The sequence below is a fragment of the Erwinia magellanica genome (assembly GCF_039023495.1).
In the GTDB taxonomy this organism is placed as follows: domain Bacteria; phylum Pseudomonadota; class Gammaproteobacteria; order Enterobacterales; family Enterobacteriaceae; genus Erwinia.
Genome location: NZ_JBCHVC010000003.1, coordinates 42,341 through 58,203 on the forward strand (window position 1 = coordinate 42,341; position 15,863 = coordinate 58,203).

A 15,863-nucleotide genomic window follows, 5' to 3' on the forward strand; every position below is an offset into this window, starting at 1 on the left:
GCGTCTGTTTCTCTATATGTCCAATTATGCAACCATTGCTGTGGTCGTGATGATGAGAGTGAAGTTTTAGCGCTAAGTTCATGAAAAAGATTGCGCTAAAGGTAAATATTTATGCTTCATCTTTACAATTCAAGGGGGGCGGCGTTATTCCACGGCCATCAGACGCCGATACTCATCCCAGGCAAACAGATCTGTCATGCCACTAACGTAATCCTGTAGCATTCTCGCCCGGTAATAATATTCCCAGATGGCGATATCGCCCGCGCGATTATCCAGGCGCCCCATCGCTTCACTATAAGCCAGACGAAAGCGCGTGGAAAGTTTGTGGAACAGGCGCGTTTCTATCGGGTAGCCTTTTAAATAATCCTTCTCAATCAGCTCGCCAAATTCCTGCTGAGTCAGCGCTAATAAAGGCTGATAAATATCTAATAAGCCGCTGATAACACGGTATCCCTGCAACTCCAGTTGCTCAACGTCAGGATGGTTAAACACATGACGGAAAGCGACTTTTTTGAAAATTTCCAGCAGCTGATTTTGTGCCGTGCCATCTTCCAGCAGCGCCTGATTGAATTTCCCGTCAAAGACTTCCGCTAAATTATCAATAAACCGGCCAGCGGCATGCGGTACCAGACGGGCAACGGTATTCACCCTTAAATACATAAAGAACTGATCTTCGCTGCTGCGGCTGGTTTGTGAACTTCTGGATTTATCCAGCGCGTTCGTTACAACCAGACTAAATAGATCGCCCGGTTGATGTGCAGGCCACAGCGCAAATAAGTGTTCATAGAGTTGCTCAACGGTGAAAATATTTTTCTCGACCGCATCTTCCAAATCGGCCACACAATAGGAGATGTCATCGGCCGCTTCCATAATATAGGTCAAAGGAAAACGACAATGAGGCTGAAGATCCAGTTCTTTGCGTAACCGGGCGACATATTCCGCCTCAGCCAGATAATAGCCCGGTTTTTTCATCAGATAATCGTGGCCTGGCGGAATCTTTCCTTTATGCCAGGCGGGACGAGTATATTTCAGAATACAGCCCACCTGCGCCCAGGTCAGGTTCATCCTCAGCAGCGAATGCACCATGCGGATAGCCTGCGCATTTCCCTCAAAGTGGGATAAATCTTGACGAATCTTTGCACGAAGATCGTTAAAGCCATCTGTCTGATAACGTAACGCTTCCGGTTCACAGCGATCGGTACGTGGATTTTCGGGCTGATAATCGTTATCCAGCCGCTGGCGGAACCAGTCGTTGATTGCCGATTCGCCAAAATGACCAAAAGGAGGATTGCCGATGTCGTGCATCAGGCAGGCCATCTCAACGATACTTTCAAAAGGCCCGGTTAGCTGAGCAAGGCCATAATTTTCCAGTTGCCCCAGCTCTTTCAGCCGGGTAAGGATCTCCTTGGCGATATAGCGCCCCACCTGCTGCACTTCCAGCGAATGGGTCAGCCTTGAGCGGACGGCGGCATTGCGTTCCAGCGGGAAAACCTGGGTTTTCTGTTGCAGACGGCGGATAGCCGCTGAATTAATAATGCGTCCGCGATCGCTCTCGAAGATCCGCAATATTTCATGCTCGCTTTTCACCCCCTGTAGAGGACGATAACGGCGCTGATAATTGATTTTTTTCCTGAAGTCGATATCGGTCATGCCAGCTTCCCATTCTGCGGCACCAGATCCATGCCTGTACCCTCTTGCGGATTATGTCCTTCATCCTGCCATGATAGACTATGCGCCGAAAGCACAGTTTACTTCCACAACATTAGCGAGTATCCCTATGAAAGCAGGCATTATTGGTGCAATGGAGCAGGAAATTACCCTGCTGCGCGACAAAATTGAAAATCGTCAGACGCTGGCCCTGGCAGGCTGTGAAATTTACACCGGAACCCTGAACGGTGTGGAGGTCGCCCTGCTGAAGTCGGGCATTGGCAAAGTTTCTGCCGCGCTGGGCACCACCCTGCTGTTACAGTTGTGCAAGCCAGACTTTATTATCAATACCGGCTCCGCTGGCGGTCTGGCTCCTTCGCTGAAGGTGGGCGATATTGTGGTGTCAGATGAAGTCCGTTATCACGATGCCGACGTCACCGCGTTTGGATACGAGCCAGGCCAGATGGCGGGCTGCCCAGCCGCCTTCACCGCCGATACCGCACTGATTGAAGCCGCAGAAAGCTGCATCGAACAGCTTGGCCTGTATGCCGTGCGCGGTCTGGTCGTGAGTGGCGATGCCTTTATCAACGGCGCAGAACCGCTGGCACGCATCCGCTCAACCTTCCCGCAGGCCATTGGCGTGGAGATGGAAGCCACGGCTATTGCGCACGTTTGTCACCAGTTTGCCGTGCCCTTTGTTGTGATTAGAGCCATTTCTGACGTGGCCGATCGGGAATCCCACCTGAGCTTTGATGAATTCCTGGTTGTGGCAGCGAAGCAATCCTCTCTGATGGTTGAGACGCTGCTGACCAATCTGTCGCGTGGCTAGGTTTCTTGTCGTCCTGCTGCTGCTGACCTGCTTCAGCGCAGCCGCCGCGCCCAGGGTGATTACTCTGGCTCCAGCCCTGACGGAGCTGGCTTTTGCCGCAGGTATCAGACCTGTGGCAGTCAGTGCTTACTCAGACTATCCCCCAGAAGCTAACCAGCTGGAGCAGGTCGCCAACTGGCAGGGTATCAATGTGGAACGCATTCTGGCACTCAAGCCAGACCTGGTGCTCGCCTGGCGTGAGGGTAATCCTCAACGTCAGGTGGATCAGCTCAGCGCTTTCGGCATCAAAATCGTCTGGATCAATCCCGTGACGATCAAAGAGGTGGCGGACAGCCTGCGTCAGTTGAAGGCCTGGAGTCCCGCTCCTGAAAAAGCCGATCGTGCCGCTGAAGCCCTTTTAAACCAGCAGGCGGCTTTATACCAGCATTACGCCAGCCAGCCCAAAAAGAAGGTATTTTTGCAGTTTGGCCAGCGCCCTCTCTTCACCGCCTCTGGCAACACTTTGCAGAATGAAATTCTTCAGCTCTGCGCGGGAGAGAATATTTTTGCCGACAGTCGGGTTGCCTGGCCACAGGTGAGCCGCGAACAGGTACTGATGAGAAAACCGCAAATTGTCATCACGGGGGGCGATGCGAAACGTATAGCTGAAGTGGAGGCTTTCTGGCGACCGCAGTTAGCGGTGCCGGTGATCGCCGTTAATGAAGACTGGTTCAGTCGGCCAGGCCCGCGCATTATGCAGGCAGCGCAACAAATATGCCGCCAACTGCATCCGCAATCCGGAGTGAAGGCGTGAAATATCAGGACCGCAGCAAAGCCGGTTAAAGTTTCAGCAGGAATTGTCGTTAATTAAATAACGAGGCGGCGAAATATTTTATTCTCGCTGCCCATTTTTGGGGCTGATGCCCTGATTTTATCTACACCAGGATAACAGCAAAATGAAAGCCGTTTATCTGGCCTTTGGCCTAATGATGGCTGGTCACGCCTGTGCTGCATCCATTACGGGCAGCATCGGGGTCAAACTGACCATTTACTCGCAATGTCATATTGACGGGCAAAGTGTTACACCAGCAAAAGCACCTGTAGTCAGCTGCGGCAAGCAGGGATCGGCACAGCCTAAAGTCACTGAGTCGGTAATTTCACAAAATAGCGGAGGCCGCGCGGTGGCGAAGTTAGTGACGGTAGAGTGGTAAGAACCCCGGCAGCAAAGGTGCCGGGGCAGCAGCATCAGATGCTGAACGAAGAACCGCAGCCACAGGTGGTTTTGGCGTTAGGGTTGGTGACGATAAACCGGGAGCCTTCAAGGCCTTCGGTATAATCGACTGCGCCACCCACCAGATATTGCAGGCTCATCGGGTCCACTACCAGCGCGACGCCCGCTTTCTCAATGGTCATATCGCCGTCGTTTACCTTGTCATCAAAGGTAAAACCGTACTGGAAGCCACTACAGCCGCCACCGGTGATATAAACACGCAGTTTCAGATCCGGGTTCTCTTCATCTGAAATCAGGTTTTTGACTTTACTGGCCGCTGCTTCAGTGAATTGCAGGGGCAGAGCTATATCGTCACTCATTTAATACTCCAGTATGTATTCGGGCGACTGGTCATAATTCGACCATCTCTGGCACCATTATCTTATATACCAGTATAGCAATCAAGTATCCGCCGTTTTCCCTTTCGGCTGCGTGGCACTCTGTGCTGCCGCTTTTTCATCATCTTTCTGCTGCTGGCTGGCCAGGGTGCGCGCCAGCAGCGAAGAATAGAGCGGCTGGCCGCCAAGAAACTGTGCCAGTAAGGTTGCGCCAAGACAGGTGATAATCATCGGCAGAATAAGCTGATAATTATCGGTCATTTCCAGAACCAGCACGATCCCGGTCAGCGGCGCCCTGACTGAAGCGGCAAAGAGCGCCCCCATGCCCGCAATGGCAAAGGTTCCGGCTTCCAGGTGATACGCCGGGAACAGCGAAGCGCTGGCCATGCCGAAGGCGGTTCCCAGTAAAGTGCCAAGCGCCAGCATAGGCGCGAAAATCCCGCCCGGCGCGCCGGAGCCAAAGCAGAGCAGCGTGGTGGCTACACGAGTGATAAAAATAAACAGCAGCATTCCAACCGTGTAATTGCCCGCAGCCGCAATGGGAATCAGGTTAAAGCCGCCTCCAGCTGCTTCCGGTTCAATCACCCCCAGCACACCACAAACGCCGCCCAGCACGCCGCCGATAAGCAGAATTTTGCGCAGATTACCGCCATGCAGCCGCTTGAACATATCCTGTGTGCGGAAAATCAGCGCGTTAAACGCCACGCCAATCACGCCAAACAGCATTCCCAACAGCAGATAGAGCCACAGCGTGTTGACCGGTGCGCTGGCCAGTTTGCCCACGGCAATAACCGCTCCTTCTCCGTTGAAAATGCGGAATACCACGCTGGACATGATCACACCGATAAAGACGGCTTTAACAGAAATCACGCTGTAGCGGAACTGTAGCCGCATCTCTTCAATAATAAACAGAATGCCCGCCAGCGGCGCGTTAAAGGCAGCGGAGAGTCCGGCAGCGGCACCGGTCGCCAGCAGCGAGTGGCGCGCCTCGGCGCTTTTCATGCGGAAAATATCCAGCACCATCCGGCCTATATTGCCGCCGAGTTGCACCGTCGGCCCCTCCCGCCCCAGCACCATGCCCGCGCCTAACGTGCCCATGCCGCCGATAAATTTGACCGGGATAACTCGCCACCAGCGCACGGGACGCAGCTCTTCCAGCGCGCCCTCGATTTCAGGAATGCCCGATCCGGACGCTTCCGGCGCAAATTGTCTGACCAGGTAATAGCCCACCATCGCCAGCAGCCCGGAGAGAATAAAGGCCAGCGGGAAAACCAGCAGCCAGTGCTGCTCAACAGTCGCCAGCATGCTCAGGCGCTGAGTGCTGACAGCGTTGACCGCTTTCTCAAAGGCGACGCCAACAAGGCCAGCCAGTGTTCCGACAATACCCGCTAAAATAAGCACCGCTATGGGCGTTTTATCTCCCCGAAGCAGCAGACGTAAAAAATCCCCCCGCCGCACCGGAACGCTGTTTAACTGCTCAGTAGATGACGTAGGCTCGTTCATATCCTGTTCATTTCCCGGTAAAGATAAGTCAATATCTTACCCTTCCCGCCGGTGATGTCCCGGAAAAATTTCCAGGCTATTGTGTCAAAAGCGCGACTTGCCTTTTATCCCGGCCCCATGTTCCCTTAGAATGAGGGTGTTTTTTTAAATGCATTCTCAGGAGCGGAACCATGAGTAAGTCTGAAAATCTGTATGCCCAGGCGCAGCAGTTAATTCCCGGCGGCGTAAACTCGCCGGTGCGTGCGTTTAGCGGCGTTGGCGGAGTCCCGCTCTTTATTGAACGAGCCGACGGCGCTTACCTTTACGATGCCGACGGCAAAGAGTACATCGACTACGTAGGCTCCTGGGGGCCAATGGTGCTGGGCCATAACCACCCCGCTATCCGCAACGCGGTCATTGAAGCGGCTGAACGCGGCCTGAGCTTTGGCGCGCCGACGGAGATGGAAGTAAAAATGGCGCAGCTGGTCACCGAGCTGGTGCCAACCATGGATATGGTGCGCATGGTGAACTCCGGCACCGAAGCCACCATGAGCGCGATTCGCCTGGCGCGCGGCTACACCCATCGCGACAAAATCATCAAATTTGAAGGGTGCTATCACGGCCATGCGGACTGCCTGCTGGTGAAAGCTGGCTCCGGTGCGCTGACCCTCGGCCAGCCCAACTCGCCGGGCGTGCCAGCCGATTTCGCCAAACACACCCTGACCTGCACCTACAACGATCTTGATTCCGTACGGGCGGCTTTTGAGCAATATCCGCATGAGATCGCCTGTATTATCGTTGAACCGGTAGCGGGCAACATGAACTGCATCCCGCCGAACGAAGGTTTCCTACAGGGCCTGCGCGCGCTGTGTGATGAGTTTGGTGCGCTGTTTATTATTGATGAAGTGATGACCGGCTTCCGTGTCGCGCTGGCTGGCGCGCAGGCGCACTATGGCGTGAAGCCCGACCTGACCTGCCTTGGCAAAATCATTGGCGGCGGCATGCCGGTTGGCGCATTTGGTGGTCGTCGTGAAGTGATGGCTGAGCTGGCACCTGGCGGCCCGGTTTATCAGGCCGGTACGCTTTCGGGCAACCCGATTGCCATGGCGGCAGGTTTTGCCTGCCTGAGCGAAATTGCCAAACCCGGTAGCCATGAAAAACTTACCGCACTGACCACGCAGCTGGCGGAAGGGTTGCTGGCGGCAGCAAAAGAGACTGGCATCCCATTGGTGGTAAACCATGTGGGCGGGATGTTTGGCCTCTTCTTTACTTCAGCCGACACCGTAACCTGCTACCAGGATGTCACCGAATGTGATGTGGAACGCTTTAAAAAGTTCTTCCATCTGATGCTGGAAGAAGGAGTCTATCTGGCACCTTCCGCCTTTGAAGCGGGCTTTATGTCTCTGGCGCACAGCCAGCAGGATATTGAGCGCACCCTGGATGCGGCACGCCGTAGCTTTGCAAAATTAGCCTGAGTCCTGGCGGCTGAACCGCCGCTCAGGGCATAAAAAAACGCCTGACTGCTGAGTCAGGCGTTTTTTTTATGGGGTACTGCTCAGGCAACCAGCCTTACAGCCATGTTCTGCCACCAGGCTCCTCTCCCCTTAGGTTCAGCCCGTCAGACTTTACGCAGCAGATAAACAAAGTATGGCGCACCGATAAAGGTTGCCAGCAGCCCGGCCGGGATCTGGTTCGGGAAAGCGACAATCCTGCCGCACCAGTCCGCTATCGCCATCAGAATGCCCCCCATCATTGCGGCCATAACCAGCTGTGGCACGGCGCGACGGAAGCCCAGCATGCGCACTATGTGCGGCGCCATTAAGCCAATAAAGCTCAGCGGCCCAATGGTCAGCGTGGCGGCAGCAGTCAGCGCAGCAGCCAGCAGCAACAGAGCAAAACGTGAAGGCTTCAACGCCACGCCCAGCGCGCGCGCGGTCTCGCCTCCCAGCGGCAACAGGGTCAGCCAGCGGCGGCAGAGCGGCACCAGCGCCAGCAGCACCGCCGCCACCCACACCGTCCGCCAGGCCTGAGCAGCATCCACGCCATAGGTTGAGCCGGAGATCCAGGTCATCAGGTTCGCCATCCGCGGGTCGCCGCTGGCCAGCAGCATCAGCAGCAGGGTAGTGAAGGCGGTACTGAGCGCCATACCGGCCAGCAGCATGCGCTCCGGCGAGAAGCCGCCGCGCCCTCCTGTCACCGTGATGATCAGCAGCGTCAGCGCCGCGCCCAGGCTTCCGGCGGGCAGCAGCCAGCCAAAAGCATCACCCGGCACCAGGAACAGCATGATCACCACGCCAAAAGCGGCACCAGAGCTGATGCCCAGCACTTCCGGGCTGGCCATAGGATTGCCCGTCAGACGCTGCACAATGCAGCCAGCCACACCCAACATCATGCCGGTAGCAATGGCGGCCACCAGGCGCGGCATACGCCACGGCATCAGCTGCTGCCAGAGATCGCCAGAGACCCAGCTCCAGCCCTGGGCATCGCGGCCAAAGCTCAGCGCCACAGCACTGACAAGCAGCAGCAATACTGCCCCCGCTGCCGCCCAGTACAGGAGATGGTGACGTTCCACAGGAACACGATCGCCCTGATTCATCGCGGGTGGCACCGCCGTCGTCCGCAAACGGGGCAACAGCCAGAGCAGCAGCGGGGAACCAATCAGCGCCGTTGCGGTACCGGTAGAGACCTCACGCCAGTTATCGGTCAGCCAGATCACCACCTGATCCGCCAGCCACAGCAGCAGCATACCAATCAGCGGAGCCAGCAGCAGACGACTGAGCAGACGTCGTGCGCCCAGCATCTTCGCCAGCAGCGGCGAAAACAGGCCGATAAAGCCAATTATTCCCGCGGCGTTAACCAGCTGAGCGCTCAATATAATCGCCAGCGCCAGTACCCCAAGGCGTGCCGCAGAAAGCGCCAGACCAAGATTTTTTGCTACGCCGTCGTCCAGGCCCATTAACGCCATCGGACGCAGCAGCAGCAGTGAAATCACAAACCCCACCAGCAGCTTTGGCCAGATAAAGCTGACGCTGTGCCAGTCCATCTGGTTCAGCGTTCCGGTACTCCAGAGAAACATGCTCTGTAGCCGTTCATGGTTAAACAGCCCCAGGATCTGATTCACCGCCCCGCAGTACATCGACATCACCAGACCCGCAAGGATCAGCGTCACCGGGGAAAGACGTTTTCCCCAGGCGATGCCAAAGACAATCAGCCCCACCACAATTGCGCCCGCCATCGCTGCAATCTGCTGGGTCATTACCCCACCGGGCAGGCTCCAGAGCGTCACTACGGTGAGGCCAAGCTGCGCACCCGTGGCCACGCCCAGCGTGGCAGGCTCTGCCAGCGGGTTGCGCAGCACCTGCTGGAACAGTAACCCCACCAGACCAAGCCCGGCGCCGACCAGCAGCGCAAGGCTCAGACGAGGCAGCAGGCTGTAATGAAACACCATCTGATCCACATTCAGCGGGTCGGCGGACCAGAGCGCACTTCGCCACTGAGTCACGGGCAGATGCTGGCTGAAGTTGTAATACGTCAGGCCAGCGGCAAACAGTATCAGCGCTGATAACAGCATGACCGGGAAACGTGCAGTCGTTTTCATGTTGCCTCCAGCGCGTTATCCAGCACCCGGCAAAAGCGCATTGCCGAGAGCGTTCCGCCGTAGAACCACACCTGAGGCACCAGGCGGAAACGGTTTTCACGCACAAACGGCATGGCGCGCCAGAGTGGCATTGCAGCGATTTGCTGCATAATCGCGTCATCACCATGGCCGAAACAGACAACGTCTGCCTCGCGGATAGCAGCCAGTCGCTCAATGCCTACAATGGTGCTGCCCCAGTAGGTGGTTTCGCCGTGCCAGGCATTTTCAATTCCCAGCGCTTCCATCACTTCCAGGAACAGGCTCCCTTTGCCAAACACCATTGCATGGCGGGTATCCAGGAAGGAGATCAACAGCATGGGCCGCTGCACTCTGGCCGCCTGCCGGGCTTTGGCTTCGGCAATAAACGCGTCAAATTCAGCGAGATGCAGCCTGGCCTGCTCAAGGCGATCGATTCTTCCGGCGAGCTGCACCAGCGAGTGGCGGGCAACGGTCAGCGGCTTACCGCTCTCATCACTGAAGGCAAAACCCATGCCCGGCGCAATTTTCTCAAGGGTTTCAGGGGAAGGGCCATAGCCTGAGGAGTAGACGATCAGCGACGGTTTCATCTGGATCATCAGCTCGATATTTGGCTCTGTACGCAGTCCCACATCCACCGTCGAGGCGGGTAATGCTGGCTCCCCTACCCACAGCCGATAGTTGTACAGCTCTGCGGCTCCCATCGGCGGCACACCCAGCGCCATCAGCATCTCAGTAGGACGCCATTCCAGGCTGATAATCCGGCCAGGATCGGGCGGCTGCTCCGCCTGAACACGCCAGGCAGGAACAAGAGGAGAGAGTGCCATCGCCATCAGCAGGCGGCGGCGAAAATAATCTGGCATAAACACGCCCATCCGTCAGTAAACAAAACTCACCGGCGAACCGCCGTTAGGGTGAGGCAGGATCCCCATAGGGATACCGTAAATTTCATCCAGCACGCTGCTCTGCATAATTGCCTGGGCATCGCCCTGCGCAATCATACCGCCGTGCCGAAGCGCTATCAGGTGGTCACAGTAGCGAGCCGCCATGTTGATATCATGCAGCACCGCTATCACTGTCAGACCGCGCTCGCGGCTCAGACGCTGGATCAACGCCAGCACCTCAACCTGATGCGCGATATCCAGCGCAGAGGTCGGCTCATCCAGCAGCAGACAGCGACTGTTTTGCGCCACCAGCATGGCAATCCAGGCCCGCTGGCGCTCGCCGCCGGAGAGACTGTCGACCAGACGTTGTGCAAAAGGCTTAAGCCCCACCAGCGAGATCGCCTCCTCCACACGCTCACGATCTTCTGCACCATAGCGGCCCAGCGCTCCGTGCCAGGGATACCGACCCATCGACACCAGTTCACGCACCGTCATTCCTTCTGCCGCCGGCAGCTGCTGCGGCAGGTAGGCCACCTCACGGGCAAATGCTTTACTCTGCCAGTCAGACAGCGCTTTACCGTTCAGCAGCACCTGGCCTTTTGAGGCGGGCTGATGCCGCCCAAGCAGCTTAAGCAAAGTCGATTTTCCGGAGCCGTTGTGGCCAATCAGCCCACAAACTTTTCCGGCGGGAAAGGTCATTGACAGCGGTTGCAATAACGTCCGCCCCGGAACGGTAAAAGCAGCGTTATCGAGCGTGAAGGTTGTTTCTGTAGCATGCGGATGAGACATAGCGGTCTTCTGATTGGAGGGCGCGGCGAACCGCGCCCGATGTAAAGATTAGAAACGGAAGGTTGCGGTACCGACCACCTGACGTTCTGCGCCCCAATAGCAGGCATAGTCACGATAGCAACTCGCGACGTAATCGCGATCGAACAGGTTGTTGACGTTAACCGCTAAAGAAGAGCCTGGTAAACCAAAACGTCCGAGGTCATATTTGACCAGTGCGTTAACAGTGGTATAGCTGGCTACGTTGAAGTTTTGGTTGTTATTAGCGCCGGTGCTGTAAAGCCCTTTGCTCTCACCAACATAGCGTACGCCAGCACCTACTGTCAGGCCAGACAGCGCGGTTTCATTGAAGGTGTAATCTGTCCACAAAGAGGCCATGTTTTCAGGTACCTGAACCGGCGTTCTCCCTTTGAGCAGCGTGTCGTGAGTATATTCAGCATCGGTATAGGTATAAGAGGCCATAACGTTAACGTTGGCGTTAACCGCAGCTTTCGCTTCAAGCTCAACACCACGAGAGCGAATTTCTCCCCCCTGATTACTGAACAACAACTGATCCGGATCGGCCGTCAAGTTTTTGGTTTTCGTCAGCTGATAAACCGCACCGGTAATAACGATGGGACGATCTTTCGGTACATATTTCACCCCAGCTTCGTACTGTTTGGCCCGTGAAGGATCAAACGGCTCTCCCTGAGAATTGGTGCCGGAAGTAGGAATAAAGGATTCGCTGTAGCTGAAGTAAGGTGCAACGCCGTTATCAAAGACGTAATTCAGGCCACCACGCCAGGTGAAAGCCTGATCGTGATTTTTCGTCAGGCTGTCGCCGTTACGGTTAAGGGCAGAGGTCATTGCATAATCGTAACGGGCGCCCAGCGTCATTACCCAGCGATCCCACTCCAGCTGATCCTGAGCATACAGGCCGGTCTGTTCCTGCTTGTTCAGATAATGGTAAGGGAAATTCAGCGCATAGCTGTCGTTACCGTATTGCGGATTTAGTGCGCTCAGCGAAGCAGCGGAGCCAAAATAGCCATCAATATCATTCCGGGTACGCTGATAATCCACGCCCAGCAGTAACGTATGATCCACGGCACCGGTAGCGAACTTAGCCTGCACCTGGTTATCAAGCGCAAACTGATTTAGCGTCTCTTCAGAAAGCGCCACACCGCGAGTGATGGCGTTAGTAGTGGTATCAAAACCGTTACCGTAGATGCTGCGATAGTCGGTACGCAGGTCGGCATAACGCAAATTCTGACGCACGGTCCAGGTATCATTGAAGCTGTGCGAGAAGTTATAGCCAATCATCTTGGTGTTGCGGGAGATTTTGTTGCTGGCTTCGCCTTCATCAAAATCGGTCGGCAACTTGTGCTGATTACCATTGCCATCCGTGATGGGAACAACGGTGCCCTGACGAGGCAACCAGCCGTAATAACCCGTTTGTGGTTCGTTCTGGAAATAGGTCAGCAGCGTAAAATTGGTATTCGCGTCAGGCTGCCAGCTAAAGGAAGGCGCCACGGTGTAACGCTTCTCCTTTTGCATATCCTGCTGCGCATCCTGGCTACGTGCCAGGCCAGTCAGACGGTAGGAGTAAACACCGTCATCATCAATGGCACCCCCAAAGTCAAAACCGGTTGAAAACAGGTTGTCGGTGCCCATCCTGAACTGAACTTCACGCAGCGTTTCCGTGGTTGGGCGTTTGCTGACCAGGGAAACGACACCGCCTGGATTACTTTTGCCATAAAGCACGGAGACAGGGCCGCGAAGCAGTTCGGCACGCTCCAGGAAATAGGGATCGATGGCAAACTCAGAGTAGTTATCGCCCTGAAGTTTAAGTCCGTCTAAATACTGGTTGGTATTTGTCTCGCTGAAGCCACGAATGGATAAGGCATCAATGACGCCAGAGCTGCCGCGATTACCTGTAAGAACGCCTGGCGTATAGTCAAACGCGCTTTTCACGGTGGTGACGGCATGCAGATCCATCTCTTCTCTGGTCACCACGGACACGGACTGCGGGTTCTTCTCAATCGGCGTGTCGGTTTTGGTGCCCGTGGCGCTCTGTTTTGCGGCGATGGTCGGGGCGGGTCCCCAGGCGCTCTCCTGCGGGACGGCGCTGCCTGCGCTGGCATCCACAGTAATCGTCTCTTCGGCCGCCGCAAAAGCGGAGGAGGAAAGGCACAGAGCAATAACGACCGCCAGTCGGCGTTTTGCGGTTTTCACTGGCAAAAGCAAAGGATTAAAAGACAAAGTAGCCATTTTGCATTTCTCTGAATGAGATTATTGAAATGTAAACGTAAACGAGAATTATTATTATAACGATTGGATAATATGCGAATTAACGGCGCTACTGCAAGCAGAAATCCCTTGCCAGCAGGCCAAATGCCGCAGGAATAACCTGATGTAAAATGTGGGAAATAACGGGGTAACTGTGAGGTTAAGCTGAAACGTACAAATGTAAGGTTTTCGTAGCTGGCGTGCAGAATAACGGGCAAAAAAAACCGGCTCCAGAGGAGCCGGTCTGTTCAGGTGGGAAAATTACTTGCCGAACATATCCTTGATCCAGCCAGCCACACCGTTGCTGTCTTTCTGCTCGTCCTGCTGCTGCTGTTGCAACTGTTGCTGTTGCTGAACCTGCTGTTGCTGCTGCTGGCAGAGTGCATTTGCATCGGTGGTCCAGACCGGCAGAGTGCGCCAGGCGCTGCTGCCCGTACCGCAGACGAAGTTACCCGCTGAGTCCACGGTCATCGGCGCTATATCCTCCGGCGGCGTTGGGTTCAGCGGCATTGGCGCCTGGTTATCCAGATAACGACGATAAATCTGCATCGCCCCGCTTGCGCCGTAGAGTTTGGTCGGCTGGTTATTGTCCCGGCCTACCCAGGTGATAGCCACTTCTTTGCCATCTACGCCCGCAAACCAGCTGTCAACCAGGTTGTTGGTGGTACCGGTTTTGCCTGCCAGATGCGCGCGGGGGTAACGGGCACCTAAAGCGCGCGCCGTACCGTGATCCGCCACCTGCTGCATGGTATAGAGCGTCAGATAGGCTGCCTGAGCCGGAACGGCGCGTTCAGCCTGAGGGAAGCTCTGATACAGCACCGTGCCATCTTCAGCAATCACCGAACGTAGCGCAGAGAGTGGCGCCCGGTTGCCGCCGCTGGCAATGGTCTGGAATGCCTGAGCAACTTCAATCGGCGTCAGGTTAAGCGCACCCAGCAGCATAGCGGGCACCGCCGGAAGCTGATCTTTGTTCACGCCCAGTTTGGTCCAGGTATCCACCACCTGTGGCAGACCCAGCGTCATCCCCAGGTTTACGGTTGGCACGTTCATGGAGTTGGTTAATGCATCCACCAACATCACCTGGCCGCTGAAGCGTTTGTCGTCGTTCTGCGGTTTCCAGATCGAGCCATTAGGCTGTTTCAGCGCGATTGGGTTATCGGCAATCCAGCTGTTCAGACGATACTTGTCCGGCTGGCTGAGCGCTGTCAGATAGGTCGCTGGTTTAGCCAGAGAACCAATCGAGCGGCGAGCCTGTAGCGCACGGTTGTAGCCCGCAAACTGCGGATCGGCGCCGCCCACCAGCGCACGGACTTCACCGCTGAAGCGGTCAACCACCACCATTGCTGTCTCCAGGTCTTTCAGCCCACGTTGCTTACGCAGCGTCGGGATGCCCTCCTCTACCGACTTCTCGGCAGCATCCTGAGAAACCGGGTCCATCGTGGTAAAGATCTTCACGCCGGAGAGATCTTTTACCTTATCGCCAAGCTTAGCCTGAAGCTCGTTACGCACCATCTGCATAAAGGCTGGCTGCGGCGTGATCACCCCACCCTTCGGCTGTACTCCCAACGGCCGCGCGCTGAGCATGTCATACAGCTCCTGGTCGATCACTTTCTGCTGTTGCAGCAGGCGCAGTACCAGATTACGGCGCTCCAGCGACAGTTTCGGGTTACGCCACGGGTTATAAAGCGACGCCCCTTTCACCATTCCCACTAACAGTGCCTGCTGGTCGAGGCTCAGCTCATCAACCGGACGACCGAAGTAGTAAAGGCTCGCCAGCGGGAAGCCACGGATCTGATCGTTACCCGCCTGACCGAGATAGACTTCGTTCAGATAGAGTTCAAGAATGCGGTCTTTGCTGTAACGCGCATCCATGATCAGCGCCATGTACGCTTCGTTGGCTTTACGCCACAGTGAACGCTTGTTAGTCAGGAACAGGTTTTTCACCAGCTGCTGCGTTAAGGTACTGCCGCCCTGCACCGCCCTTCCGGCAGTGATATTTGCCAGGAAGGCGCGACCAATCGAGTAGAGGCTGATGCCATCATGCTGATAGAAGTGACGATCCTCTGTAGCAACCAGCGTATCCACCAGCAGATCGGGGAAGCCCGCACGGGGTACAAACAGACGCTGCTCGCCGTTTGGCGACTGCAACATAGTGATCAGACGCGGATCGAGACGGAAGAAGCCAAAATCACGGCCGCTGTCGAGATTTTTGATCTCACTCAGTGTGTCGCCACTGAAGCTGAGCTGCGCGCGGATCTGCCCCTCTTTACTGTCCGGGAAGTCAAACGGGCGACGGATCATCTCAATGCTGTTGGCCTGCACGGTGAATTCGCCGGGACGAGTCATCTTGGTGACCTGGCGATACTGTGTGCCTTCCAGCAGAGCAATCATCTCTTTCTTGTTGTAGGACATGCCCGGCTCAAGGTTGACCATGCGGCCATAGACCGTGGCCGGAAGCTGCCAGACTTTGCCATCAATGCGACTGCGAATTTGTGAGTCGAGGTATACCCCGTACACAGCCATCAGCACGATAAAGATCAGCAGCAGCTTAATCAGTAAGCTCAGCCAGCCTCTTTTCTTACCCGATGGACGCCCTTTTCCTTTACGTGGCACCGGTTTTACCTCCTCGTTATCGTTGTCATCATCCTGAAAATCATCAAAATCTTCGTGCTCATCGTCCCTGCGGCGACCTCGGCCCGCCACTTTGCGCGGGGGTTTGGGCTGTTTTCCTTTGCGCCCAATAGGTTCGCGATCGTCAGACATGCGTTTT

12 protein-coding genes are annotated in these 15,863 nt (G+C 55.8%); 4 read left to right on the top strand and 8 right to left on the bottom strand.

Annotated elements, in window-relative coordinates; genetic code table 11:
* Positions 1 to 144: 144 nt before the first annotated feature.
* A complete protein-coding gene (dgt, locus tag AAH450_RS11945; RefSeq protein ID WP_342910429.1) occupies positions 145 to 1,650 on the bottom strand; it encodes a dGTPase in 1,506 nt (501 codons plus the stop codon).
* Between the two features lie 127 nt (positions 1,651 to 1,777).
* Between dgt and mtnN the strand changes: the two genes are divergently transcribed.
* The 3 genes from mtnN to AAH450_RS11960 all read left to right on the top strand — a co-directional run bounded on the left by mtnN (position 1,778) and on the right by AAH450_RS11960 (position 3,666).
* A complete protein-coding gene (gene mtnN / locus AAH450_RS11950) occupies positions 1,778 to 2,476 on the top strand; it encodes a 5'-methylthioadenosine/S-adenosylhomocysteine nucleosidase (protein ID WP_342910430.1) in 699 nt (232 codons plus the stop codon).
* Positions 2,469 to 3,269 (top strand): vitamin B12 ABC transporter substrate-binding protein BtuF, encoded by an 801-nt coding sequence (btuF, locus tag AAH450_RS11955; protein ID WP_342910431.1) that lies wholly within the window; start codon positions 2,469 to 2,471, stop codon positions 3,267 to 3,269. The genes mtnN and btuF overlap by 8 nt, the downstream gene beginning before the upstream one ends.
* A gap of 142 nt (positions 3,270 to 3,411) precedes the next feature.
* Positions 3,412 to 3,666, top strand: a complete 255-nt coding sequence (locus AAH450_RS11960; protein ID WP_342910432.1) for a hypothetical protein — start codon at positions 3,412 to 3,414, stop codon at positions 3,664 to 3,666.
* A gap of 34 nt (positions 3,667 to 3,700) precedes the next feature.
* On the opposite strand, the gene erpA is transcribed toward AAH450_RS11960, so the two are convergent.
* On the bottom strand, positions 3,701 to 4,045 hold the full coding sequence (gene erpA / locus AAH450_RS11965; RefSeq protein WP_318788876.1) for an iron-sulfur cluster insertion protein ErpA: 345 nt from the start codon (positions 4,043 to 4,045) through the stop codon (positions 3,701 to 3,703).
* A gap of 81 nt (positions 4,046 to 4,126) precedes the next feature.
* Positions 4,127 to 5,566, bottom strand: a complete 1,440-nt coding sequence (gene clcA / locus AAH450_RS11970; RefSeq protein WP_342910433.1) for a H(+)/Cl(-) exchange transporter ClcA — start codon at positions 5,564 to 5,566, stop codon at positions 4,127 to 4,129.
* A 170-nt stretch (positions 5,567 to 5,736) separates the two neighbouring features.
* Here clcA and hemL point away from each other — a divergent pair, with 170 nt between their 5' ends.
* The gene (hemL, locus tag AAH450_RS11975) at positions 5,737 to 7,020 is read left to right on the top strand and encodes a glutamate-1-semialdehyde 2,1-aminomutase (protein ID WP_342910434.1); all 1,284 of its coding nucleotides are present in this window, start codon (positions 5,737 to 5,739) and stop codon (positions 7,018 to 7,020) included.
* A 143-nt stretch (positions 7,021 to 7,163) separates the two neighbouring features.
* Here hemL and fhuB read toward each other — a convergent pair whose 3' ends face one another.
* The 5 genes from fhuB to mrcB all read right to left on the bottom strand — a co-directional run bounded on the left by fhuB (position 7,164) and on the right by mrcB (position 15,856).
* Positions 7,164 to 9,143, bottom strand: a complete 1,980-nt coding sequence (gene fhuB / locus AAH450_RS11980) for a Fe(3+)-hydroxamate ABC transporter permease FhuB (protein ID WP_342910435.1) — start codon at positions 9,141 to 9,143, stop codon at positions 7,164 to 7,166.
* On the bottom strand, positions 9,140 to 10,021 hold the full coding sequence (gene fhuD, locus AAH450_RS11985; RefSeq protein ID WP_342910436.1) for a Fe(3+)-hydroxamate ABC transporter substrate-binding protein FhuD: 882 nt from the start codon (positions 10,019 to 10,021) through the stop codon (positions 9,140 to 9,142). The genes fhuB and fhuD overlap by 4 nt, the downstream gene beginning before the upstream one ends.
* Positions 10,022 to 10,036: 15 nt before the next feature.
* Positions 10,037 to 10,831: a Fe3+-hydroxamate ABC transporter ATP-binding protein FhuC gene (gene fhuC, locus AAH450_RS11990; protein ID WP_342910437.1), complete on the bottom strand. Its 795-nt coding sequence runs from the start codon at positions 10,829 to 10,831 to the stop codon at positions 10,037 to 10,039.
* A 48-nt stretch (positions 10,832 to 10,879) separates the two neighbouring features.
* Complete coding sequence (gene fhuA, locus AAH450_RS11995; protein WP_342910438.1) at positions 10,880 to 13,075, bottom strand: ferrichrome porin FhuA; 2,196 nt, start codon at positions 13,073 to 13,075, stop codon at positions 10,880 to 10,882.
* 279 nt (positions 13,076 to 13,354) lie between these two features.
* Positions 13,355 to 15,856: a bifunctional glycosyl transferase/transpeptidase gene (mrcB, locus tag AAH450_RS12000; RefSeq protein ID WP_342910439.1), complete on the bottom strand. Its 2,502-nt coding sequence runs from the start codon at positions 15,854 to 15,856 to the stop codon at positions 13,355 to 13,357.
* Between the last annotated feature and the right edge of the window lie 7 nt (positions 15,857 to 15,863).